The organism is Vibrio sp. B1-2 (assembly GCF_963888445.1).
Taxonomy (GTDB): domain Bacteria; phylum Pseudomonadota; class Gammaproteobacteria; order Enterobacterales; family Vibrionaceae; genus Vibrio; species Vibrio anguillarum.
Window position 1 is genome coordinate 1 of record NZ_CAWPJH010000009.1, and the last position, 24,630, is coordinate 24,630.

Annotated in this window: 24 protein-coding genes, 1 tRNA gene and 1 riboswitch; of the genes, 17 read left to right on the forward strand and 8 right to left on the reverse strand. The window is 44.9% G+C overall.

The window, feature by feature from the left end:
* Window positions 1-10: 10 nt before the first annotated feature.
* The 8 genes from AACQ75_RS04370 (at window position 11) to thiH (ending at window position 7,202) form a co-directional block, all read left to right on the forward strand.
* Window positions 11-87 (forward strand) — tRNA-Trp (locus AACQ75_RS04370).
* A 366-nt stretch (window positions 88-453) separates the two neighbouring features.
* Window positions 454-837, forward strand: coding sequence for a fluoride efflux transporter CrcB (crcB, locus tag AACQ75_RS04375; RefSeq protein WP_170889586.1), 384 nt, complete (start codon window positions 454-456; stop codon window positions 835-837).
* A 52-nt stretch (window positions 838-889) separates the two neighbouring features.
* A riboswitch (TPP riboswitch) is annotated at window positions 890-988 on the forward strand.
* Window positions 989-1,097: 109 nt separating this feature from the next.
* A complete protein-coding gene (gene thiC / locus AACQ75_RS04380; protein ID WP_170889588.1) occupies window positions 1,098-3,047 on the forward strand; it encodes a phosphomethylpyrimidine synthase ThiC in 1,950 nt (649 codons plus the stop codon).
* Between the two features lie 4 nt (window positions 3,048-3,051).
* Window positions 3,052-4,347, forward strand: a complete 1,296-nt coding sequence (thiE, locus tag AACQ75_RS04385) for a thiamine phosphate synthase (protein ID WP_170889590.1) — start codon at window positions 3,052-3,054, stop codon at window positions 4,345-4,347.
* Window positions 4,337-5,125, forward strand: a complete 789-nt coding sequence (locus AACQ75_RS04390; RefSeq protein ID WP_170889592.1) for a HesA/MoeB/ThiF family protein — start codon at window positions 4,337-4,339, stop codon at window positions 5,123-5,125. The genes thiE and AACQ75_RS04390 overlap by 11 nt, the downstream gene beginning before the upstream one ends.
* Window positions 5,113-5,322, forward strand: coding sequence for a sulfur carrier protein ThiS (gene thiS, locus AACQ75_RS04395; RefSeq protein WP_094133308.1), 210 nt, complete (start codon window positions 5,113-5,115; stop codon window positions 5,320-5,322). The genes AACQ75_RS04390 and thiS overlap by 13 nt, the downstream gene beginning before the upstream one ends.
* The gene (locus AACQ75_RS04400) at window positions 5,323-6,087 is read left to right on the forward strand and encodes a thiazole synthase (protein WP_096036770.1); all 765 of its coding nucleotides are present in this window, start codon (window positions 5,323-5,325) and stop codon (window positions 6,085-6,087) included.
* A gap of 2 nt (window positions 6,088-6,089) precedes the next feature.
* Entirely contained in the window at window positions 6,090-7,202 is a 1,113-nt protein-coding gene (thiH, locus tag AACQ75_RS04405) for a 2-iminoacetate synthase ThiH (protein WP_088721462.1), read from the forward strand.
* Between the two features lie 191 nt (window positions 7,203-7,393).
* Here the strand turns inward: thiH and AACQ75_RS04410 are convergent, their stop codons facing one another.
* Window positions 7,394-9,184, reverse strand: coding sequence for an aminopeptidase P family protein (locus tag AACQ75_RS04410; protein WP_170889594.1), 1,791 nt, complete (start codon window positions 9,182-9,184; stop codon window positions 7,394-7,396).
* Window positions 9,185-9,342: 158 nt separating this feature from the next.
* On the reverse strand, window positions 9,343-10,284 hold the full coding sequence (locus tag AACQ75_RS04415) for a LysR family transcriptional regulator (RefSeq protein WP_026027502.1): 942 nt from the start codon (window positions 10,282-10,284) through the stop codon (window positions 9,343-9,345).
* Window positions 10,285-10,400: 116 nt separating this feature from the next.
* On the opposite strand from AACQ75_RS04415, the gene AACQ75_RS04420 reads away from it, so the two are divergent.
* Both AACQ75_RS04420 and tsrA read left to right on the forward strand, forming a co-directional pair.
* Window positions 10,401-11,600, forward strand: coding sequence for a multidrug effflux MFS transporter (locus tag AACQ75_RS04420; protein ID WP_339605550.1), 1,200 nt, complete (start codon window positions 10,401-10,403; stop codon window positions 11,598-11,600).
* 90 nt (window positions 11,601-11,690) lie between these two features.
* Window positions 11,691-11,972: an H-NS-like global regulator TsrA gene (gene tsrA, locus AACQ75_RS04425; protein ID WP_017044523.1), complete on the forward strand. Its 282-nt coding sequence runs from the start codon at window positions 11,691-11,693 to the stop codon at window positions 11,970-11,972.
* A gap of 77 nt (window positions 11,973-12,049) precedes the next feature.
* Here the strand turns inward: tsrA and asnC are convergent, their stop codons facing one another.
* Window positions 12,050-12,514 (reverse strand): transcriptional regulator AsnC, encoded by a 465-nt coding sequence (asnC, locus tag AACQ75_RS04430; RefSeq protein WP_010319577.1) that lies wholly within the window; start codon window positions 12,512-12,514, stop codon window positions 12,050-12,052.
* 155 nt (window positions 12,515-12,669) lie between these two features.
* Between asnC and AACQ75_RS04435 the strand changes: the two genes are divergently transcribed.
* Both AACQ75_RS04435 and AACQ75_RS04440 read left to right on the forward strand, forming a co-directional pair.
* Window positions 12,670-13,449: a class I SAM-dependent methyltransferase gene (locus tag AACQ75_RS04435; RefSeq protein ID WP_010319578.1), complete on the forward strand. Its 780-nt coding sequence runs from the start codon at window positions 12,670-12,672 to the stop codon at window positions 13,447-13,449.
* 111 nt (window positions 13,450-13,560) lie between these two features.
* Window positions 13,561-14,007, forward strand: coding sequence for a hypothetical protein (locus tag AACQ75_RS04440; protein WP_013855620.1), 447 nt, complete (start codon window positions 13,561-13,563; stop codon window positions 14,005-14,007).
* 134 nt (window positions 14,008-14,141) lie between these two features.
* Here AACQ75_RS04440 and AACQ75_RS04445 read toward each other — a convergent pair whose 3' ends face one another.
* Entirely contained in the window at window positions 14,142-15,017 is an 876-nt protein-coding gene (locus AACQ75_RS04445) for a carboxylate/amino acid/amine transporter (RefSeq protein ID WP_170889598.1), read from the reverse strand.
* A 56-nt stretch (window positions 15,018-15,073) separates the two neighbouring features.
* Window positions 15,074-15,499 carry a universal stress protein gene (locus AACQ75_RS04450; protein ID WP_010319581.1) on the reverse strand — a complete coding sequence of 142 codons (426 nt, stop codon included), beginning with the start codon at window positions 15,497-15,499 and terminating at the stop codon, window positions 15,074-15,076.
* A 154-nt stretch (window positions 15,500-15,653) separates the two neighbouring features.
* Here AACQ75_RS04450 and ftnA point away from each other — a divergent pair, with 154 nt between their 5' ends.
* From ftnA to AACQ75_RS04475, 5 genes are all read left to right on the forward strand, one after another.
* Complete coding sequence (gene ftnA, locus AACQ75_RS04455; protein WP_013855622.1) at window positions 15,654-16,181, forward strand: non-heme ferritin; 528 nt, start codon at window positions 15,654-15,656, stop codon at window positions 16,179-16,181.
* 70 nt (window positions 16,182-16,251) lie between these two features.
* On the forward strand, window positions 16,252-16,575 hold the full coding sequence (uspB, locus tag AACQ75_RS04460) for a universal stress protein UspB (protein WP_029388213.1): 324 nt from the start codon (window positions 16,252-16,254) through the stop codon (window positions 16,573-16,575).
* A gap of 145 nt (window positions 16,576-16,720) precedes the next feature.
* The gene (locus AACQ75_RS04465; protein ID WP_026028254.1) at window positions 16,721-17,542 is read left to right on the forward strand and encodes an HDOD domain-containing protein; all 822 of its coding nucleotides are present in this window, start codon (window positions 16,721-16,723) and stop codon (window positions 17,540-17,542) included.
* Between the two features lie 142 nt (window positions 17,543-17,684).
* On the forward strand, window positions 17,685-18,872 hold the full coding sequence (locus AACQ75_RS04470) for an NAD(P)/FAD-dependent oxidoreductase (protein WP_013855625.1): 1,188 nt from the start codon (window positions 17,685-17,687) through the stop codon (window positions 18,870-18,872).
* Between the two features lie 666 nt (window positions 18,873-19,538).
* Window positions 19,539-20,543: a zeta toxin family protein gene (locus AACQ75_RS04475; protein ID WP_170889600.1), complete on the forward strand. Its 1,005-nt coding sequence runs from the start codon at window positions 19,539-19,541 to the stop codon at window positions 20,541-20,543.
* Between the two features lie 194 nt (window positions 20,544-20,737).
* Here AACQ75_RS04475 and araH read toward each other — a convergent pair whose 3' ends face one another.
* The 3 genes from araH to AACQ75_RS04490 form a co-directional block, all read right to left on the reverse strand.
* On the reverse strand, window positions 20,738-21,727 hold the full coding sequence (gene araH / locus AACQ75_RS04480) for an L-arabinose ABC transporter permease AraH (RefSeq protein WP_013855627.1): 990 nt from the start codon (window positions 21,725-21,727) through the stop codon (window positions 20,738-20,740).
* A 14-nt stretch (window positions 21,728-21,741) separates the two neighbouring features.
* Window positions 21,742-23,253 carry an L-arabinose ABC transporter ATP-binding protein AraG gene (gene araG / locus AACQ75_RS04485; protein WP_094133390.1) on the reverse strand — a complete coding sequence of 504 codons (1,512 nt, stop codon included), beginning with the start codon at window positions 23,251-23,253 and terminating at the stop codon, window positions 21,742-21,744.
* A gap of 75 nt (window positions 23,254-23,328) precedes the next feature.
* Complete coding sequence (locus AACQ75_RS04490; RefSeq protein WP_047690318.1) at window positions 23,329-24,330, reverse strand: arabinose ABC transporter substrate-binding protein; 1,002 nt, start codon at window positions 24,328-24,330, stop codon at window positions 23,329-23,331.
* Between the last annotated feature and the right edge of the window lie 300 nt (window positions 24,331-24,630).

The following is a 24,630-nucleotide window of genomic DNA, read 5'->3' on the forward strand; positions in this document are numbered from 1 at the left end:
TAAATTATTTAGGGGTGTAGCTCCAACTGGCAGAGCAGCGGATTCCAAATCCGCGTGTTGGGAGTTCGAATCTCTCCACCCCTGCCATCTATCAAGCCTCCGCAGAAATGCTGAGGCTTTTTGCTATCTGTTCACTTCCTCTATGATAGTAATCCGAAAAATTAACTAATTCCGTTTACCTCATTCCTTCGGCACATTTTTGTGGCCAGCTCTCTGTACTCAAGCTGTATCCAAGAAAGCGATCCCGAGCGTGAAATAGCCTCAATTAGATCATATTTTTTCTTAGATTGGTATAAGAGCGGTTTAGCTTATCCATTTACTCAGTAAGTGACGGATGTAACTTTTTAAAAGCACTAGATTATCAGCATAACTTTCCTTGATTATTTTAGTAATTAGGTTCGATTTATTATGCTTAGCGGTTAAAATAACGACGGTTACTTTTAGGAATTCGTTATGGGACAGCTGTCTATTTTAGGTTTTATTGCATTAGGTGGTGCATTTGGTGCGTGCGCTCGTTATTTGGTTACCGAGCTAAGTGTTCAGTTATTAGGGCGTGGATTCCCTTATGGAACGCTGATGGTCAACGTTGTCGGCTCATTTATTATGGGATTATTGATCGCTGCTTTTGAGAGTGAATTACTTACAACTGAGCCATGGCGCCAGATTATTGGTTTGGGTTTCTTGGGTGCATTAACCACATTTTCTACATTCTCTATGGATAATGTGCTGCTGATGCAGCAAGGAGCCTTTCTGAAAATGGGTGTTAATGTCTTATTAAACGTCGTGCTAAGTATCTCAGCGGCTTGGATAGGTTTTCAGTTGTTGATGAGAAGTTAACGAAATCACAATTTCATCTTGGTTAATGGATAGTCTTTCCCTATAATCGTGATTCAACTTGTCGGAGTGCCATAAGGCTGAGACCGTATTTTCGGGATCCGTTGAACCTGATCAGGCTAATACCTGCGAAGGGAACAAGAGAATATAACCTGCTAGTGATCTATCTAGCGTTATATCCTTAAGATCAAAACTCTATTTTGATCAACTCTTGTGCATTAATCCGTCAAGCATTTATCCCTAGTACAAAAAAGGAAGATGCTATGTCGAGTCGCAAACAAGCGAGACTGGAAGCCAAACAATTCATTGACACATTGTCTGTCGAACCCTACCCAAATTCCTCTAAAATCTATATTACTGGTTCACGTTCGGATATCCGCGTGCCAATGCGTGAGATTAAACTAGCTGACAGCTTGGTCGGAGGCACAAAGTCCTCACCGATTTATCAACCGAATGAATCTATATGTGTTTATGACACTTCAGGTGTCTATACCGACCCATCTCATACTATCGACTTATATCAAGGTTTGCCTAAATTAAGGGAAAAATGGATCGCTGAGCGGGATGATACCGAGTGGCTTGATGAGGTCAGTTCTGCTTACACTAAAGAACGTTTATCTGATGATACATTGGACGAACTGCGTTATGGGAACCTGCCTGCTATACGCCGAGCAAAGAAAGGGAAGTGCGTTACTCAACTTCATTATGCGCGGCAAGGTGTTATCACACCCGAAATGGAATACATTGCCATTCGCGAAAATACGCGACGTGGAGAGTGTATGGATGCACAACTGAACCAGCAACATGCAGGGATTCATTTGGGGGCTAATCTACCAAAGCAAATAACTCCTGAGTTTGTGCGTCGTGAAGTTGCTGAAGGACGAGCCATTATACCGTCGAATATTAACCATCCAGAATCAGAGCCGATGATCATTGGTCGTAATTTTCTCGTCAAAGTGAATGCGAATATCGGTAACTCATCCGTCTCTTCATCAATTGAAGAAGAGGTTGAAAAATTGGTATGGGCAACCCGCTGGGGTGGGGATACCGTGATGGATCTTTCTACTGGGCGCAATATTCACGAAACTCGAGAATGGATTTTGCGTAATAGCCCCGTACCGATTGGCACTGTGCCCATGTATCAAGCATTGGAAAAAGTAAATGGTATTGCGGAGGATTTATCATGGGAAGTAATGCGCGATACCTTACTTGAGCAAGCGGAGCAAGGTGTTGATTACTTTACAATTCATGCTGGTTTGTTGCTTCGTTATGTGCCAATGACCGCGAAACGTGTTACTGGTATCGTTTCGCGTGGCGGCTCTATTATCGCTAAATGGTGTTTAGCCCATCATACCGAGAGTTTTCTTTACACTCATTTCCGTGAAATTTGTGAAATTTGCGCCAAGTATGACGTTGCCCTTTCCTTAGGGGATGGACTACGGCCAGGATCCATTGCCGATGCTAACGATGAAGCACAATTTGCAGAGCTGCGCACTTTAGGTGAGTTGACCAAAATAGCGTGGGAATATGATGTACAGGTCATTATTGAAGGTCCTGGTCATATCCCCATGCATTTGATTAAAGAGAATATGGATGAACAATTAAAGCATTGCCATGAAGCGCCATTCTATACCTTGGGCCCATTAACTACCGATATTGCTCCGGGATATGATCACATCACTTCCGGCATTGGCGCTGCGATGATTGGCTGGTATGGTTGCGCGATGCTTTGCTATGTAACACCGAAAGAGCACCTTGGTTTACCAAACAAAGAAGATGTTAAAACGGGTTTAATTACTTATAAATTGGCAGCACATGCTGCAGACCTTGCGAAAGGGCACCCGGGAGCACAAGTGCGCGATAATGCTTTATCGAAAGCACGTTTTGAGTTTCGTTGGGAAGACCAATTCAATCTTGCATTAGACCCAGTTACAGCGCGTACTTTTCACGATGAAACTCTTCCGCAAGAGTCTGGTAAAGTCGCGCATTTTTGCTCAATGTGCGGGCCGAAATTCTGCTCGATGAAAATCTCTCAAGAGGTTCGAGAGTATGCGCTAGATACCAAGCAAGTTGCTGCTGATGCGCTCATTTCCGTTACGCTGCTAGATGACCCGTTACAAGGCATGAGACAGAAATCGCAAGAGTTTAAAGCCTCAGGATCAGAGCTTTATCACCCTGCTGTTAGTCAACGGTCAGTCGTTAGCGAGGAGTAATTAGATGATTCAATTACTTATCCCCCGTGATGACATTGCGTTGACAGCTCAAGTACAACAGGTTTTGCTATTGGCCAAGCATCATGGTTTTGATATCGATGATATTTATTTGGGTGCCAGCCCAACTTTATATTGTCAATTAGTAACGCCGTCATGCTCATCTTTGATTGGCAGTGATTGCTTAGCCTCGTGCGAAGATGCGCTAAGTGCTTTAACTGATAAGCCCAATTTATTCTTGCAATACCAAGTCAATTTTTGCGCTCAAATGCCATTCGATCACTCCCAGAAACGAGAAACTTGTTTGGTCAAAATAGGGCTTATAGATGCTGACTCACACGACTATGTCGATGAGTGGTATCACGGAGAAGAGCTGCGTCGTATAAGATATTCTACGAATGCTCATGCTGCTGATGCAAAGAGTGAGCACTTTGCTTGGGTTCTATCATTGTTGTGTCTCGACTTTCCACTAGAGGATGCTTTAGTGGTTACTCGCGCGGCAATGAGTGTTTCACGTGAAACATGGCCAACAGATAGCCGATATTTTCCTCAGCTACTACATTCAGCAGCTGGCATCTTTGCTGACGATAAACAAAATAATATCTGTTTTCCAAAGATAGACAAAAATATTGGCCTTTACCCTGTTGTGGATAGCGCTGAGTGGGTCGAGCGGTTATTGAAGTTTGATGTAAAGACAATCCAACTGCGAATAAAAGATTCAACACATCCTGATCTCGAATCACAAATTATCGCCGCTATTGAGCTTGGACAAGCCTATCAAGCACAGGTTTTTATTAATGATCATTGGCAGCTTGCGATAAAGCATGGTGCTTTTGGCATTCATCTTGGACAAGAAGATCTCACCAATGCAGATTTAGCACAAATTGCTCAAGCTGGGATCTGTTTAGGCATTTCAACTCACGGCTATTATGAGATTCTGAACATCACTTCACTAAATCCCAGCTATATCGCTTTGGGTCACATATTCCCAACCACCACCAAAATTATGCCCTCTAAGCCACAGGGGCTTGTTAGGTTGAAACTTTACCAGCAGCTAATTGAGAGTTTAAGTTGTGCCGCCAACTCAGATGAAGTTGTAAGTGCAAAAATACCCACAGTTGCAATTGGCGGAATTAACCTAGAGAACGCATTGCAAGTTTGGCAGTGCGATGTATCAGGCTTGGCCGTTGTACGTGCAGTGACAGAAGCAAAATCACCTCAGTTGGTCATTGATAGTTTCAATCGAATCATACAAAACCGATTACCAAGTAGTGCTGAGGAGGTATGTAATTATGCTTTCTGATGCGCAATTTATCCGTTATCAAAGACAACTTGCGCTTCCTGAAATAGGTGAGAATGGACAGCAATATTTACTTGATAGCCGAGTGCTGGTTATTGGTTGTGGTGGTTTAGGGTCTGCGGCCGTTTTGTATTTGGCGAGTGCTGGTATTGGACAACTGGTAATAGTGGATGATGACCGAGTTGAAAGCAGCAACTTACCTCGGCAGGTGATCTACCGAGAGAGGCAAATTGGTCAAACCAAAGTCGATGCGATGGCAGAGCAAATTAAAGCCATCAACCCTGATTGCAGAGTAAGAGCGATATCTAAACGCCTTATTGGTACTCAGCTCGAACTGGAAGTGCTGAATGCTGATGTCGTTCTTGACTGCACGGATAACATCCACAGTCGTCAGCAAATTAACCAGTTGTGCCGTAAACTAATTAAGCCATTGATTTCAGGTTCGGCTATTGGATGGAAGGGGCAAGTCATTGCTTTTGATCAACTGCCGTTGTCACCTTGTTATCACTGTTTAGTGCCTGATAGCGAACTGCCTACCGCGCAGCGTTGTAATGAATTCGGTATTCTGGGGCCTGTCGTCGGAATCATCGGAACCCTGCAAGCTTTACAAGCCATCATGATATTGACTCGACAGACGATGCGTAATGCTAACCAACTGGCACTGTTTGATGCTCATTTGTTTCAATTCCAAACCTTAAATGTTGTTAAAGATCCTCAGTGCGAGGTGTGTGGGTACCCACAGGCTGATCAGATGAAGGGAGAAGCCACATGTCAGATATAACCATCAAGATTAATCAGCAGTTTCATCAAGTTTCAGCGGGAACCAGTATTACGGATCTCACCAAACTGCTTTCTATCGCTATTACCGGTTGTGTGTTTGCCCTGAATCAGAGCGTGGTGCCACGTAGTGCGTGGTCAACGACCCTATTAAGTGAAGGCGATCAAATATCGCTGTTTCAAGCCATTGCAGGAGGCTAAATGTTAACGATAGCGAATAAACAGTTTGAATCTCGCCTGTTCACTGGTACGGGGAAATTTGCCAACCGAGAGTTAATGACAAAAGCTATTGCCATATCTGGTTCACAAATGGCGACGATGGCATTAAAGCGAGTCGATCTTAACCAATTAAATGATGATATTTTAGCGCCACTTATCGAGTCAGGCGTCAATCTCTTACCCAATACATCGGGTGCGAAAAATGCGAATGATGCGATTTTTGCTGCCCATTTAGCGCGTGAAGCGTTATCGACATCTTGGCTGAAGCTAGAAATTCATCCCGATCCTAAGTATCTGATGCCTGACCCTATCGAAACGTTAAAGGCAGCGGAACAATTAGTGAAAGATGGATTTATCGTATTACCTTATTGCCATGCTGACCCCGTGTTGTGTAAGCGTTTAGAGGAAGTGGGGTGCGCGGCCGTAATGCCATTAGGTGCGCCAATTGGATCGAATAAGGGGCTGGTCTCACGAGATTTTTTAGAAATCATCATCAACCAAGCTCGTGTACCCGTGATTATTGATGCCGGTATTGGCGCGCCTTCGCATGCGGCTTTTGCGATGGAATTGGGCGCGGATGCTGTCTTAGTTAACACCGCAATTGCGGCCGCGCGCGATCCGATACAAATGGCGTTGGCATTTAAGTTGGCGGTGGAGTCGGGTCGAATGGCTTATGAGGCTGGGCTTGCAACTCAGGTTCATCATGCTATCGCATCCAGCCCTCTAACTGCATTTTTGGATCAATAGCGATGAGCTTTTTAGAACGTTTCAAACAACTCGATTGGGACGATATTGCGTTATCAATCCGTTCCAAAACAGCGTCAGATGTCGAGCGAGCATTGCATAAAGAGAAGCGCGATTTGGAGGATTTTAAGGCATTAATCTCTCCTGCTGCTGAGCCTTATATCGAGCAGTTAGCGCAACTTTCTTACGCACTGACGAGGCAACGCTTTGGCAATACTCTTTCTTTTTATATCCCGCTTTATCTTTCAAATTTGTGTGCCAATGCGTGCACTTATTGTGGATTTTCGATGGAGAATCGCATTAAGCGGCGTACATTAAGTTTGCATGAAGTTGAACGTGAATTGGCAGTTATCAAGCAAATGCAGTTTGATAATGTGTTGTTGGTAACCGGTGAGCATGAAACCAAAGTAGGCATGAACTATTTCCGGCAGATACTGCCGTTGATAAAGCGTGAAGTCAGCTATGTTGCTATGGAGGTTCAACCGCTTCAGCAAGCGCAGTATGCGGAGCTAAAGAGCTTAGGTTTAGATGCGGTAATGGTATATCAAGAGACTTATCATCCATCGACTTACGCTTTACATCATCTGCGAGGCAACAAAATGGATTTTAACTTTCGCCTTGAAACACCGGACCGACTTGCCCGGGCAGGGATTGATAAGATTGGTCTTGGCGCTTTGATTGGCTTGGAAGATTGGCGGGCCGATTGTTTTTACGTGGCCGCTCACCTGGATTATCTTGAAAAGAGATATTGGAAGACGCGCTATTCGATTTCGTTTCCTCGCTTGCGACCTTGTGAAGGTGGTCTGCAACCTAAATCGGTTATGTCTGACAAGCAACTGGTTCAGCTCATCTGTGCATTTCGCTTGCTAAATTCAGAAGTGGAACTCTCGCTTTCTACCCGCGAATCGGCGCACTTTAGGGATAAGCTCATCCCACTTGGGATCACCAGCATATCGGCGGGATCAAAAACACAGCCTGGAGGTTATGCAATGCAAGAGACCGAACTTGAGCAATTTGTGATTAGCGATGAACGTACAGCCGCACAAGTTGCCGCCGCTGTTAAAGGGCAAGGTTTTGAAGTCGTGTGGCGAGATTGGCATGCTGCCTATTCTGGATGAGGTTATGGCTTGCACGTTTCACGTGAAACATATGGATGCATTAAAGTATGATGATTTAGCTAATTAAGGTGAGTTCGAGTTAAGAGAATCATAAGTTAAAGTAAAGGCGACTCGAGGTCGCCTTTCATCTTTCTAGGTTAAGTTACTACAGAGAAACTACCTACAGCGCATTTGTTCTATCATGTTGAAGTTTAATTATGCTCAATAGGTAGCGTCGCTTGGCGCAACCACGCTTTGTTATCACCCTCAACGAGTGGGCTAACTTGATCCCATACTTTTTGATGGTAGTCATTTAACCATGTGAGCTCTGGTCGAGTTAACATATTGATGTTGATCGCGCGCTTATCAATCGGGCAACGCGTGAGTGACTCAAACCCCAACACAGAGAAATCACCTTGTGTTTCAACTTCGACCACCAGTTCTAAGTTTTCTATACGAATGCCAAACGCATCGGCACGGTAATAACCGGGCTCGTTCGACAGTACCATACCCGGAAGCAGTGCGACGTTGTTGAAAACTTTGCTGATGCGTTGTGGCCCTTCATGGACACTCAAAAAGTGGCCGACTCCATGACCAGTGCCATGATCATAATCGAAGCCATTAGCCCATAGGTGCTGACGGGCAAGTACATCAAGCTGATGACCACAAGTGCCTTTTGGAAAGCGTGCTCTGGCTAGTGCAATATGACCTTTAAGCACTAAAGTGAACTGTTTTTTCATCTCTTCACTGGGGTTACCAATAGCAATGGTACGCGTAATGTCAGTCGTACCATCACAATATTGGCCGCCAGAATCGACAAGATAAAGTGAGTCTTGAGCTAATTGTCCTGGTTTTACTTGGTTGATGTGGTTGTAATGGCACATAGCTGCATTACTGCCTGCCGCTGAAATAGTATCAAAACTAAGATCGGCTAGAGTTGGGTCTTCCTCTCTAAATGCTTGTAAGCGGTCAGATAAATAGCCTTCGTCGTGCAGTCTTTGGCTAGCCACTTCATTATCCAACCAAGCAAGAAATTTCGTCATCGCCACACCATCACGCACGTGGCACGCTTTCATTCCAGAGACTTCGGTTGCATTTTTTGCCGCCTTTAGCAGTAAGCACGGATCGGCGTCATTAATGATTTCAGCAGCGGAATTTTGTAAAGTCAGCGTAAACCATGCATTACTGGTAGCAGGGTCGATTATCACTTTTTTACCTGCGAGTAAATTAAGCTGCTTTTCTAGTTGATCTGGATGGTGAACGCGAACGCCGCCACCGATATGCTTGTCAAATTCCGCAGGAAGACGAGCAGGGTCAAGGAAGAAATCGACGTTGGAGTCAGCATAAATAATGGCATGGGAAAGTAAGACTGGTAATCGGGAAACATCAAGGCCACGGATATTTAGCAGCCAGCAGATGGAATCAAGTTCTGTCAGTACCGCCGCATCAATCTTTTTCTTACTCAGCTGATGGGCTATTTGCTCACGCTTATCATGGCTACTGATACCGACGAGTTCATTACCCATTAGGCGCACTGCTGAAATTGCAGCGCTAGGACGGTCCTTCCATAACTCATCGATTGGGTTACTGCCGACGGCAATAAGCTGTAACTCATCAGATAATTTTGCCTGTGCTGCTTTAAGCCAGCTTGCTCGATGCATGCGCGGATCAAATCCCACTTTACTACCTGAGACCAATGCGCTTTGGAGCCAATCAAGAACGGGCTCTTCAATCAAGTGACGGTACTCAAAGGTTGCCTCTGGCACTTGTTTACGAACTTGCACGGTATAGCGGCCATCCACAAAAATAGCCGCGTTATCGTGGGTGACCACAGCCGCGCCTGCCGAGCCAGTAAAACCAGTTAACCAATGCAGGCGTTCGTTGTGTTGCGGTACATATTCCCCGAGATATTCATCTTCGTGTGGAATGATGATGGCATCAAGCCCTTGTTGTGTGAGCCAGCCACGTAAGGCTGATACGCGTTGTGCGATTGAATCATGCATCTGTGTTATATCCTTTCTCATAACCGTCCGTTGTAGGTGTAGGGGGCTGTGCAAATCCATAGCAAACCCTGACTTTATTATTGTGTCTATGGGGTTGTGGCGATGGGGACGAGCTTCAATAAGCTACTCTTTTTATCGAACTGGCGCAAACCGCAGCTTCACCTGAGATGCAGTGTTTTGGTTTGGATCATCTGCCTTAACCAGCTCAATGCGGGGTCACTTTCTCTGTCTCTGTGCCAAAATAACGTATAAGCCATAGGTGGAAATTCCATCGGTAATGGCAACACGACGAGATCCATCTGCTTAGCTACTAGGTGGGTGAAGTGGCTCGGCGCGGTAAAGATAAAATCAGTATAGGTACAAAGGCTGGCGGCACTATTAAAATCCGGTACTGTAATTGCGATGTCCCTTTCTCGGCCGATATCCGCCAAGCGATAGTCGAGTAGCCAGCGATCATTACCATCGCAGCGTACTTGTACGTGACGTAGCGATAAATAGCGCTCTAACGTCCAATTGTCTCGTAATGCTGGGTGGTCTTTACGTACCACGCACATTTGGCTATCTCGATAGATCTCTTGCTCACAGATATCACTGGGTGGCAGCATCGTTAATTTGGCATCATTGATATCAATGTCCTTGCCGGTAATGCCTAAATCCAACTCACCAAGCTGCAATTTCTTAAAGGTTTGGTCATTCCAAGAGTGAGTATTGATGTTGAGATTTGGACCTTGGCTGAAAATAGCGGGCAAAAAATGGGGGAGAATCAATGGGTAGACGCTTTCTACTGCCGCAATATGAAAACGGTATTCACTGCTTTGTGGTGAAAACTGTTGTGGTTGAGTGAGTAGCTCGAGCTGATTGATGAGGGTGTCGAGTTTGGGTTTGAGATAGAGCGCCTGCGGTGTGGCCTTTAAGCCATGTGAATTACGAATAAACAACGGGTCATTAAACTGCTGACGAAGCTTGGCAAGCGATTTACTGACGGCAGATTGACTCAAACAGAGGCGATGGGCGGCGCGCGTTACGTTCAGTTCTTCTAGCAGTACGGACAGACAAACAAGCAAATTAAGATCGATTCTGGCTAATTTTTCTATATTCATCTGTATTTCCATTTGGGAATAATTGTGATGAGTATAAGCCATTTCTATTCATATCATCATTGCTCTATTATAGCCGAGTTGTAAAAGTGTGTTCTTTCTCATTACTGGAGTGTTTCGTGAAGCAAATAACCTCTGACGCGCATAGCAAGCGTCAATTGGCATTACTGATTTTGTTGGTTCTGTTTAGCCCGTTAGCGATTGATATTTATCTACCAGCTTTACCGCAAATTTCTCAAACGTTTCACGTGGAACACGCTTATGCACAAGATACGATTACTTGGTTTCTGTTTGCTATGGGAGTCGGTCAACTCTTTGCTGGCCCGCTAGCGGACAAACTCGGCCGTCGAACTGTTGCATTAGGAGGGATCAGTATTTATGCATTGAGTGCTTGCTTGGCGTGGGCCGCTCAAAGTATTGAATGGATGCTGATGGCTCGGCTACTACAAGGCTTCGGTGCGTGCGCGACATCGGTAGCGGCTTTTGCAACAGTTCGCGATATTTTTGGCCCACAACGTAGCGGCAAAATGATCAGCTACTTAAATGGTGCAATCTGTTTTATTCCTGCATTAGCGCCAATCCTTGGTAGTTGGGTAACTCAGCAATTTGGCTGGCGCAGTAACTTCAGCTTTATGGCTGGTTTTGCCGTGGTCGCGGGTTTAATGATGGTGATTGGTATGAAAGAAACCAACCCGCAAGCCACCGAACAGCAAGCGTTCTTTAAGTTATCGCGTTACTGGTCCGTATTGAAAACACCATCTTTTCTCTTCCATGCTTCATTATGTATGTTAGCGATGGCGGTTATTTTAGCCTATGTCACTTCTGCCCCAGTGGTATTGATGGAAGGTTATGGATTAACCATGAACGAATTTACTTTCTGGTTTGGACTCAATGCCATCATTAATATCGTTGCCTGCCTAAGTGCGCCGAAATTTATGGATAGGTTTGGTACCCATATGGCGCTGGTGGTTGGAATTGGCACGTTATTGATTGCGGGGACTACCATGGTCGCGCTGGCACAACAGAAAACGGCGATTGCCTTTATGCTGCCCATTTTTATGTCATCAATCGGTTTTGCTTGGATTCTGGGAGCGGCCGCAGGAAAAGCACTGGCGCCATTTGGTGACCGTGCAGGAACCGCCGCGGCACTGCTTGGTTTGTTTCAGATGAGTGGTGCTGGCCTGTTAGTTGGCACCATGCAGCGTGTTGGGTTAGAACCTCAGATATTAATTGCACTACAAATGTGGCTGATTGCGCCAGCGTTGTTTATCCTGTTTTCTAAAGCAGGGCGTTATTGGCATCAATTAGTGGTGAATTAATAAATTGTCACCTGCTGTTTTATATTCTTTTTAACGGGTGTATATTTAGCCACTTAATTATTTCAATTGCACTTTGGAAACGAAACAACAATGTCAATGACAACCTATGAAATGGCTCGAATTTGGGAACAACTCGACGAGTCTCCAGAAAAGGTCATGTTCGGAAAATTGCTGAATGAATTAGGCAACCAAAGTAGTGAGCGTATTCGCAGTGCCGCCAAACAAGTACCACTACCAGTTCTGCGTGATTTAGTCTTTCAGTTTCAACAAGTGATTGAAGCGCGTAAAGGCGAGCAAGTCGAAATCATGGCGAAGGAATTGGCAAAGCAGGGTATTTCGGCTGAAGAGCTTTTAACTTATCTGAACAAATAATTTATTATCAGTACCGATGCCATAGCCCGGAATTTAGTTTCGGGCTTTTTATTGCGTGGTGTTTGCAGCTTTGGTGATTAAGGATTCACATTTCGGTTAATCGGGTTCTGCAAGGAAATAAGCGTCTCTGTGGATTGCACTTCATCAATTGCCTGTAATTTGTCGATCAGCACAAATTGTAATTCCTCAATCGAGCGGCACATTAACTTCACAAAAATATTATAGGCTCCTGTGGTGTAATAGGCTTCCACCACTTCATCCAGCGCATTGAGTTTGGCGAGCGCCGAATGGTAGTCTCGCGCGGCATTGAGATTGATACCGATAAAACAACACACGTCATAACCCAATTTTTTGGTATTGACGATCACTTCCGTACCCTGAATGATATCGGCCGATTTCATCTTTTCAATGCGAACATGGATAGTGGCAGGACTAACGTTGAACTGCTTGGCCATTTCTGCGTAGGGCGTACGTGCATCGTCCATTAAAATTTTTAAAATGGCGCGGTCGAGTTCGTCCAGTTTAGCGGTAGTGGCTTGCATCACAGCATCCTTATCATTGAAATGGTTCGCTCAGTTTATCACTGGTCGTTGTTTCTCGTAAGCCGCCATTTAAGAAAAGCGATAAGCTTTAGTCACGTCGGTGAAAATTGGGTAAACTCAAGCCTCCTCATTATTTCCTTTGTTTCGGAGTTAACTTGCAGCTACAACTGATTTGCGAAGTTCCTGCTCAGCAAGCACATTTGGATACATTAGCCGCGCGTTGGGGATTAAAACCATGCGCTGAGAGCCCATTTGCCTTGGTATTAACTCAGTATCGTCTTGAGTTGCGTAAACTGGATGAGCCTAAACTCGGCGCTATTTATGTCGATTTAGTCACGGGAGCGGTTGCTCACCGACGTAAATTTGGTGGCGGTAAAGGTCAGTCGATAGCCAAAGCTGCTGGACTAAACAAAGGAGCGACACCGACCGTGTTAGATGCAACGGCCGGGTTAGGTCGTGATGCTTTTGTATTGGCCTCGCTTGGTTGTAAAGTGCAAATGGTTGAGCGACATCCCGTTGTGGCCGCGCTGCTCGATGATGGTTTAGAGCGTGCCAAGCAAGATGCGGAGATTGGTGGCTGGGTAAGCGAGCGAATGTCGTTACTTCACGCTTCGAGTCATGATGCGCTCGAAAAACTTGCGCAAGATGAAGATTTTGTAAAGCCAGATGTGGTGTATCTTGACCCCATGTACCCGCACCCGGAAAGTAAAAAACAAACGGCTTTGGTAAAAAAGGAGATGCGCGTCTTTCAATCGCTGGTGGGCGCTGACTTGGATGCTGATGCATTATTAAACCCAGCCTTGAGTTTGGCGACCAAACGCGTGGTGGTGAAGCGTCCTGACTATGCCGATTGGTTAGACAAACAAAAGCCGAGTATGGCGATTGAAACCAAGAAAAATCGTTTTGATGTGTATGTGAAAGCGGCGATGATCTAACGCATTCAATACGTTAGCTTTGGCGAGAAAATCTCGTGGCCCATAGATGTAATTTAGTGCTTGCTTAATCGTGTTTGGAATTGTATATCTAACTAATAATTATTCCTATTCGTGATCGAGGCGTACATGAATAAGCGTTTATGCAAATTGAACCGACACGATATTACTAGCCAGCTTGGGGATATCCATCAGATTGTGGCTGCGCCAAAATTTCTTTGTCGCTCATGTGCTCGTTCATCATCGGATAAAAACACGCTGTGTAAGCCTGCTGCTATTCCGAGTGCATCGACAAAGCTTGTTTCGGAAGGGAAGAAACAACTGCGCTCTGGTACGTCAAATGGCATGACGGACAAAGGTAAAAAGGCCGCCAAGCGATCGGAAAAACAGAACAAGAAAGCGTTAAAAAAACAAAAAAAAGTACTGAAGAAGTTAGAAAAAGTGCTGAAACAGCAGCAAAAACTGTTAAAGAAACACCCTGCATTACAAGTAAAGTTTGCCGATGTGAATCAACGAATTTCTTCGGTTAGTGAACGTTCACTACAACGGCAGATTCACTAAAAACAGATAGTTTACTAAAAATAGATGGTTTACTGAAAACAGATGGTGAGTTAAACCGAGCCACGATAGCCCCTTTTTCAACAACAAAGCCCGCGATGATTGCGGGCTTTGTTGTTTTTAACGCTCAACCTGATTCAGTGAGTACGGCTGGCAGCGACTTTGCGCTTTACCCAAGTTTCATTGACCCACAGTGAGAACAAAATGATCACGCCGCCAATTGCAAGGCTGATTAAATCTACGTCGCGATTCCAAATCAGAATGTTCACCACTAATCCGGCGGGAACCAGCGCATTATTCATAATCGCTAATGCGCCTGCATTGACTAAACAGGCTCCTTTGTTCCACACGAAGTAACCAAGCCCAGAAGCAATTACCCCTAAGTAGATCAAAATACCCCATTGCAAAGAGGTAGTGGGCAGTTTTTCACTATTACCAAACAGTAAAAATGCCACGCTTGCTACCACCAATGCACCTAAGTAGAAATAACCGAATACGCTGTGTTGCGCTAAAGTAATGGTCTCTTTTTCCATGAGGTATTTATAAGCCACTTGGCCGATAGCAAAACAGAGGTTAGCCCCTTGCACCACCAAAAAGCCCAGCAAAAAGTGCTCGTTTATTGCCGCAAATTTAATAAAAACGGCACCGATTACGGCAATGGCCGCCGTCACTAAGTACCACGGAGAAAAGCGGCCTTTCAGTAGATCGTAGATCAGCGTGACGTAGATTGGTGTAAACACCGTAAACAGCAAAACTTCAGGAACCGATAGCAGTAAAAATGATTGATAGTAGAAACAGTACATCAGGCCCAGTTGAATTCCACCAATGGTCATCAACTTAGCGATCAACGGAGCGGGAACGGTTTTAAACCTGATCAAAGGTAGAAATACTAAGCTCGCTAATGCAACGCGCATCCAAACCGCGAACCAAGAATCAACTTGACCGGCGAGATAAACGCCGATCAAGCTAAATGAAAATGCCCAAAGTAGGGTGACTACAGAGAGATAGGCCATAACAAACAACGCTGAACAGTAAATAACCCGCAGTCTAACCGAGTTTTGGCTTGTCGTCAGTCGTGAAGTGGTATTACAAGCATGTCGACTGGCGAACAGTTAATCAGTTGCCGAGTGGATGAGAGTAACTTGCTCCAAAAATCTTGATGATGACCGCAGACCACCAAATCAACACTGAATTCAGCGATGGTTTCGCATAGCTCATTACTGAGGTCGCCGCTGCCTACTAGTGTATGGCGGATAGGGTATTGCGCATGTTCCGCTAAGGCTTGCAGCTGCTTTTGTGACGCTTCCATCGCGTGATGTTGAGTTTCTGCTAAATTGATATCAATGAGTCCGGTATACAGCTCGGCATAGTTGACATCAATGTGAATGAAAGAAACGTCAGCATCGAGTGGTTTTGCCAGTGCAACCGCTTTGTCGACTAAGAGTTTACTGTCTTCTGAAAGATCAATGGCAACCAAAATATGTTGATAACTCATTGTATTATCTCCTGATGGGGTACTGATTAAAGATTAGCACTGAGGCCGAGAGTTTTTTGTCGCCGTGATCTCATATCCGCATACCTGACTCAAAGTGTTATGGTGAGGTTCATGGTATAGTCAATTCAAATCGTTACATAAACTAGGAGTCGACATGTTGTCACAAGCTATGGTTGAAAAACTGAATGAACAAATTAATCTGGAATTTTTTTCATCCAATCTATACTTACAAATGAGTGCTTGGTGTGAAGATAAAGGATTTGAAGGTGCTGCTGAGTTTTTACGCGCTCATGCCGTAGAAGAAATGCAGCACATGCAGCGTTTATTCACCTACGTGAGTGAAACGGGTGCACTGCCTATCCTTGGTGCGATCGCAGCGCCAAAACATAAGTTTACGAGCCTTGGTGAAGTGTTTCGCGAAACTTATCAACATGAGCAGATGATTACTCAGCAGATTAATAAACTCGCTCATGCGGCGTTCACATCTCAAGACTACTCAACGTTTAACTTCCTTCAGTGGTACGTTGCGGAGCAACATGAAGAAGAGAAGTTGTTTAAAGGGATTTTAGATAAGCTAGAGCTTGTGGGTGATGATGGTAAGGCGCTGTTCTTCATCGACAAAGACCTAGCCGCAATGGCAAAAGCCGGCTCATCTTCTGTAATGGATACCCAAGCTGTGTAATCGCAGCAGAAAGAGTATGAAGCGATCGTCTTTTTCTTTGGGTTCTATGCAAAGGTGTAGGGAGGAAAAGATGATCACTGGGGATACAATTTTATTTGCGCTAATGCTGGTCACTGGGGTTAACCTAGCCAGGTATCTTACTGCGCTGCGCTCACTTATTTACATCATGCGCGAAGCTCATCCATTGCTTTATCAACAAGTGGATGGCGGTGGCTTTTTTACCACTCACGGTAATGTCACCAAGCAGGTTCGTCTTTTCCACTATTTGAAAGGTAAAGAGTATCACCATCACCACGATCCCCTATTTACGGGCAAGTGTGATCGCGTTAGAGCGCTGTTTATCTTGTCGATGTCATTGCTGGCGGTGACAACCTTCGCGGCTTGTATCGTATAACTGAGCCAGTCATTGTATTGATTAAAGGAGCTATCGTGCTCCTTTTTTATCGTCTGTATAAAGTCATCGACTTATTTCTTCACTATTATGCATCTTCATTGTGCGGCGACTATTATTAGCAAGAGCAATCGAAAGGAGAAAAATAATGGATGAAAAAGCACTGCTCGCACGTTTGAATGAGTTACCTCGTATTCAACAAGTATTACAAGAACTACTCGAAATGGTTAATAAGGAAGAGGTCGATTTTGGTGCGCTCACAAAAAAAATTGCCATGGAACAAGTGTTGAGTGCGCGGCTGCTTCGCCTTGCAAATTCGGCACATTTTGGCGGAAGCCGCACAGTGGCCTCTATCAATGATGCGGTGATTCGTGTCGGAAGTGGCTCGGTGAGAACTATGGTGGTGGCATCGGTATTATCCAGTGCTTTTCCTAAAATTGACACCTTGGATCTGCAGCAATATTGGTCCGATACCTTTGAAATTGCCATTATCGCCAGCAAACTGGGGGCCGCTTGTAAACTCGATGCCAATAGCGTTTTTACTACCGGAATATTGCACAACATTGGCCAATTGATGATCCACACATTAGCGCCGCAAGAAGCGTTGAAAATTCGCCTTTGTGTTGATGCTGGTGAAGTTGAACTAGAAGCACAACAGCAAATCATCCATACCGATGCGAATGTACTGGGGGCGAAGCTAGCCAAAGCTTGGAAGTTTCCTGATGAGATGGTCGATGCGATCGCCTACTCTGCGCAGCCAGAAAAAGCGCAGCTTTCACCAAAACTTGCCCGTGTATTGCATTTTGCCCGTGATATCCACCATCAATGGGATATCCTGACCGAAAAAGAAAAACGCTTATTTCTGGCTGAGCACCCAGATACTCGTGTGCTGGCAATATCTGCCACATTTGCTGAAACAATTGACGCCGTTCGCGGAAAAGGGCGCGAGCTTGCAGAGCAGCTCGTCTAATACCGTCGCTGGTGGATTAACCTTGTCTTCACTCAATTAGTCGTTAAAATGTCCCCCATTGATAAGGATGTACGCCACTAGCGCTGCATCCTTTTTGTTTGTCATTAGGTGCGTGTGCGTCTAATTAAATGAAGGTGAAAGCATGAGTCAGTCGTTTGATGTTGTCGTTATTGGTGCTGGCGCCGCCGGGCTAATGTGCGCCGCGCAAGCTGGCCTGCGCGGGCGCAGCGTATGCGTTCTCGATCATGCCAAAAAGCCTGGCCGTAAAATTTTGATCTCAGGTGGCGGTCGCTGTAATTTCACCAATTATGAACTATCGGCCGCCAACTATTTATGCCGCAATCCCCATTTCGTTAAATCAGCGTTATCGCAGTACAGCCAGTGGGACTTTATCTCGCTGGTCAGTAAATACAATATTGCGTTTGAAGAGCGCGATCATGGCCAGCTCTTCTGCCTTGATTCGGCGAAGGACATCGTCAATATGTTGCTAAAAGAGTGCGATTTACCGACGGTCAAGCAGCGTTATCAAGTCGAGATTCAATCGATAGATAAGGTGCCAAACGGCTTTCAGCTCACCACCAATGACGGGCCGATCCAATGCCAGTCACTGGTGGTCGCAACGGGCGGCTTGTCGATGCCCAAGCTTGGTGCGACTCCTTTTGGTTACAAAATTGCAGAGCAGTTTGGACTGGCGGTGATCCCAACCACGGCCGGGCTCGTGCCTTTTACACTGCATAAACAAGATAAAGAAGATTTCGCCGAACTGGCCGGCATTGCCATTCCAACTGAAATCACTACTGAAGATGGCACAGTGTTTAAAGAAGCACTGCTGTTTACTCATCGTGGTTTATCTGGGCCGGCGGTGTTGCAAATTTCTTCTTACTGGAAAGCGGGGCAGAAGGTCAGTATCAACTTAGTGCCGGAAGTAGACATCGAGCGGCTATTGAATGAATCACGTGAAGCACACCCAAATCAAAGCTTAAAAAATACACTCGCGAAAGTACTGCCTAAGCGTTTAGTTGAAGTACTGATTGAGCGCAAAGCTTTTGTCGATAAACCGCTCAAACAGTTAAACCCACACGAAATAACCGCTATCGCACACGACTTACAACATTGGCCGATTCTTCCCAATGGTACTGAAGGTTATCGCACAGCCGAAGTCACATTAGGTGGCGTAGACACCGATTGCCTCTCATCGAAAACCATGGAATGCAAATCGGTTCCGGGCCTCTATTTTATTGGTGAGGTAATGGATGTGACGGGCTGGCTTGGCGGCTATAATTTCCAATGGTGTTGGTCAAGCGGCTATGTCGCCGGACAGTGGGTGTAAGTGTGTAGAGAAGACCCAAAAGGGGTGACGAGGATCACCCCAAGGATACAAACTTTATTATCTCTACACCGTGCTTTCACGAACGGACTAGCCTGTCTCATTTGTAGGCGTTGATAGCCTCACTTGCCCGCAACGGGGCAAGGCGTTGTTCAAAGAAGGTCGGCTGGTTTTTGCACCAGACGCAATATCAGGAAAAATCTTCTCGCCCTTACATTACTCAAGCGAATGCGTCTGCATATCAAATGCTTGGTTCTTTGTACTTACCCTTTGATATCCAAAAATCATAACCATAAATCATAAAAAGTTCGCGCTATCCTTCTGCTTTTTGTTTACTCGAAGGTTGAACATAGCAACGGCTTTTTCATGCTTATCACTTTTAGCTCAAAGCATGTGATTCGACATGCTGTAAAAGTATGAATAAATGTGCATTTTATTGAACCAGTAAACGGCTAAAAATTATATTCACAACGGATGTAAACTCATCTGGATGAAATCAATCTTCTACATTTACTCACAAATAAAGACATGACCTTTTAGTCATCCTCACGTCCAATAAGATGCATCTCTATACATCATACCGCGGTGATAATATAGCGCCTTCCACTGTGCTGACTATGGTTCGCTTAGATATCGTTTGAACAAAGCCTAATTTTATAAGGATTTGAAATGAAAACATCTTTTACATTTACGGAGCCTCAAAGCTATTCCCTCGAACGGGCAACATCACTACAAGAACCATTCTTTGTTAAACAGGTAAAGAATGTACCAGTCAGTGCAACGCAAAGCGCTTTGGAACTTCGCCAGCGCCGGGTAAAAGATATGGATGATAATCGGTTCCTCTCTGAACCGAGTAATAAAATTAACTTATTAAAACATGTGCAAGAGAAGCTATGCCAAGGCGTTACGCCTCAAGAACAACCAAGCGCCTTTGTTGTTACAGGGCAAATGGGCGCTGGGAAATCGACCGCGATAAAAGCATGTTCGTCACAGCTCAAGAATAACTGTGTGGTGGTTGATTATGATGAACTGAAAAAATACATTCCAGGTTATTCGGAGTTAGCAAGCAATGGGCACCCAAGCACGGTGTCAAACTGCCAACAAACGGCGTTGTTTCTCTGCGAAGGTTTAATAAAGTACGGACTTGAAAAAAAATTCAACATGGTGATACAACGCTCCATGTTAGATCAGCAACACTCAATATTACACGTTCTGGATGATTGTAAAAAACATGGCTTTAAGACTCATTTGACGGTGCTAGCCGTTGATAAGTCGTTAAGTATGATGGGGGTTTTCACAAGGTATGAGTCAGCACTTAAAAGTATTAGAGAAGGAAAGTTAGTCCCTGATGGTGCTAGAAGAACGCCATTGAACAAACATGATGAAGCCTATAGCGATATGGAAAGTGTCGAGAAGTTTCAAGAGCTTCTTCCATTATTAGATACGATCACTGTGACCTCAAGAGCGGGAATAAAGCTCTATACAGGAAGAAATCCTGACGAAATTGTCAAAGCTTTACAAGATGGTCGAACGGCTAGTAAAAACGATAAACATTTACAGATGGAGGCATTTAACACTCTAATCGGGCTAGTGCGGTATAACGTCCAATTCCCCAATTCCCCAATTACGACTATAACTAAGTGGTCGATTCTGTCGAAACCTTTGACGTTTTAAGTCTAGATACCCTCTGATAGGTCAGTGTATCTAGAGGCCGTTACCTGTACGTCAAGAATAAGTTTTGCGATAGAAGCCATCCTTAGCGATAAACTTCACTAAAAAGCACTGTCAAACCAATGGATAGTTTTTTAGAAAAAAGAAGAGCTGCACAGGTTAGCCCTTCTTTTTTGTTGTGTGGCAATGAATTGCTTCTAGCTGGATTTATTTTGTTTATAGCGGTCAAAGATAACCGCCGCGAGCAAAATAGTTCCTCGTACCACGTATTGAGAAAAAGGTGACATATTCAGTAGATTCATCGCATTCTCTACCGTACCGAGGATGAGCACACCCGCAATAACGTAAGATACTTTACCTATCCCGCCTTTGAGCGATACCCCACCGAGCACACAAGCAGAGATGACCACTAACTCAAAACCGACGGAAGTCATCGGCTGACCGCTGGTCATACGCGCGGCTAAAATAACCCCAGCGAGCGCAGAGATAAAGCCAGAGATAGTGAAAATGATGATTTTAGTTTTTACGACGTTGACACCTGCTAATCGTGCGGCTTCTTCATTACCGCCAATCGCTAATGTATTGCGCCCATAAACCGTACGATTTAGCAAAAAGGCAAAAATAGCGAAGGTGACTATGGTTAACCAAATTGGCGTTGGGATACCAAGTAAAGAGGAGTTACCTAGGGTGAAGAAGTGTTCTTCAGTGATCCCAACCGCCTTACCGTCAGAGATGATATAACCAAGACCACGAGCGATTTGCATTGTTGCGAGAGTCGTTATCAGCGCATTGATCTGCAATTTGGCAATAACGAAGCCATTTAGCAAACCAAAGAGTACACCTGAAAGTAAGCCTGCGCCGATACCCAATACCACACTGCTGGTTGCGTTAATCGCTACCGCCGTGACTACGCCAGAGCAGGCAATAACCGAAGCAATCGAGAGATCTAAATCCCCGCAGGCTAGGCAAAAGAGCATGGCGCACGCAACCATGCCGCTCATGGAAATAGCCAGACCGAGCCCTTTCATATTAATGAATGTAGCAAAATAAGGGACAAATAAACTGCAAAGCAAAAATAGGCCAGCAAAGACCATCAGCATGCCGAACTTATCCCAGATGGAAGAGAACTTAAAAGAGCGAGTCGGGCTCTCGGTATTGTCTATTTTGGTTGAACTCGTTACAGCCATTAGGATATTCCTTTTTACGCAGCGACGTCGTTGCCAATCATGGCAAGACGTAACGCAGATTGTTCGTTAAATTCAGTTCGTGTTAATTCACCCGTTACTTTGCCATCTTTCATAACCAGTAATCGGTCAGCGATACCAAGCACTTCAGGCATGTCACTAGAGACAACTAAGACAGTCACGCCATTTTCTGCCAATTTGAAGATCAACTCGTATATCTCAGACTTAGCGCCAACATCAATGCCGCGCGTCGGCTCATCTAGCAAAATGACGCTCATATCGGTGGATAACCAACGACCAAGAATCACTTTTTGTTGATTGCCACCGGAGAGCTCGCCAATGGGTTGATCTAACGAAGCGGTTTTGACGTTTAATGACTGGTTTTGTTTGAGGGCATTGCTCGACTCCCACTGGAAGTTGATTAACCCGCCAAGCTTTAGATGCCATGGACGAGCGCTGATGTTGGTGTTTTCTTGCACCGATAAAATAGGCACGATACCGTCTGCTTTGCGATCTTCAGGACATAAGGTAATACCAGCCCGAATGGCGTCTTCAGGTTTAGTAATCCGTATTTTTTGTCCGTGAAGATAAACCTCGCCCGCGGTGGCTTTTTCTGCTCCGAAAATCAAGCGGGTAAGTTCCGTTCTGCCCGCACCGACCAGACCAAACAAACCTAATATTTCGCCTTGCTTTATTTCTAGCGAGAGAGGAGCGGTGAGCCCTCTGCCCATCAGGTTTTTAATCGCTAATCCACTTTGACCAAGAGGACGAGAGCGGTAGTTGTAAATGTCATTGATTTCCCGGCCAACCATTAACTCAACCAAACGGTCATGAGTGAGAGTAGAAAGGTCATAACAGGTTTGCACATGGGTACCATCTTTGAAGATGGTGATTGCATCACACAGAGCGAATATTTCTTCCATACGATGAGAAACGTAAAGAATGATTTTGCCGTCGTCGCGCAATTCGCGGATCACTTTAAATAGGTTTTCAATTTCACGTTGAGACAAGCTACTGGTTGGTTCGTCAAAAGCGATGATGTGTGCATTGCGACTTAGCGCTTTAGCAATTTCAACCATTTGCCACTGGCCAATAGAAAACTCTTTTAATGGGCGAGAGGGGTCAAAATTTTCCCCCAAGCGCAATAACTGTTTACGTGCGTTACGATTGAGGGTTTCGGTATCGACCCGGCCATGTTTAGTGGGAAGTTGCCCTAAGAAAATGTTTTCTGCCACGCTGAGTTCAGGAACCAAATTAAGCTCTTGATAAATAATGGCGATACCTTGCTCTAATGCGTCAACCGTTGATTGAAATGTTACTGGATGCCCATCAATGAGCAGCTTGCCGTGGGTGGGTTGATGCAGCCCGCTTAGCGTTTTCAATAGAGTCGATTTCCCGGCCCCATTTTCTCCCATTAAGGCATGAACACTACCGCTGTTAACGCGAAAGCTAATGTCGGTCAGTGCCTTAACACCCGTAAAGTGTTTTGATATTTGGCAAAACTCTAAGCAAGAGTGTGAAGCTGCCATAGTCTGTACTCCTGTTTACTTCGCGAAAGCGGTACGAAGAAGCTGTACCGCTTTTAGCCATTGACGACGAACGCCTTACAGGCCTTTCTTTGCCAGTTCTGCTTCGTAGTTGTCGCGAGTAATTAAGACAACGTCCGTCACTTCAACGAATTTTTGTGGTTCAACACCGTCTTTCACCCATTTATAAAGTGATTCGATGCTTTTGAAGCCGTGTACATCTGGGCTCGGTAAAAGAGAACCATAGAACCCTGTTGGTTTCGATTTAGCTAATTCACTGACAGCATCGACGCCATTAATGCCAACACCAATCACATTACTTGCGTTAAACCCTTGTCCTTCTGTCGCACGAACGCCGCCGAGAACGGTATTGTCGTTCATACCGACGATAAGCCACTGCTTGACCATTGGGTATTGCACCAGTAGCGAGTTTGCTGCATCCAGAGCGCCAGGGATGTCATTTGCTTTGGTTGGCACGCGGTAAATTTGGTTGGATGGGAAACCCGCTTCTTTCAGTGCCTTAATCGAACCATCGACACGACGACGCGCGGTATCCAGCTCGTCTGCGGTTATGGCCATAACGCCCGTTGTTGCGGTATCCCAGTTACGTTTTGTCATCTCTTTGTACAGTTCAGAACCTTGGCGATAACCAATTTCACTGGCAGCCATCATCACCAAAGGCACGTTTGTCATCGGTTCGCCTTTCGCATTAAGGAACTGGTCATCAACCGTGATGACTTTCAAATCGTAGCTTTTTGCTTTAGCCATAATTGCAGGCCCAAGCTTAGGGTCAGGTGTGCAGATGACAAAGCCTTTGGCGCCACTTGCCGCTAGCGTATCGATAGCGTTCAGTGTTTTTTCTCCATCAGGCACCGCCATTTTGATCACTTCAAAGTTATATTGCTTACCGGCTTGCTCAGCAAAATTCCATTCTGTTTGGAACCAAGGCTCTTCAGGTTGTTTTACCAAATAACCTAATTTGAGTTCATCGTTGCTACCGAAAAAGGCATTAGCAGAAATACTGAATAATGCGGTTCCGGTGAGTATTGCGGCAGCGAGTGTGGTTTTTATGCTTTTCATCTTATTTGTCCGTCCACTGGTAGGGTTGTTTCATCTCCATACTTAAGGAAGTTGACGAGCTTTGAAGTGATGAAAATCACAGCAGAAAAATGTAGCGTTTTTGTCCATTCATGTAGCGAGGTAGGGCATGAAGTACCTCTCACTTTTTATGGTTTTATGTGTTTGATTTTATATGTCCATCGGCTATTTGGCGTTTTTATGCGCTTTTTTTTCTGGAAAAAAGCTGAAGTGATGATTTTAAAACCATTAGCACAGAATGAGTGTGTCGACTAATTTATCCATATTTTTAGCTATTGGGTT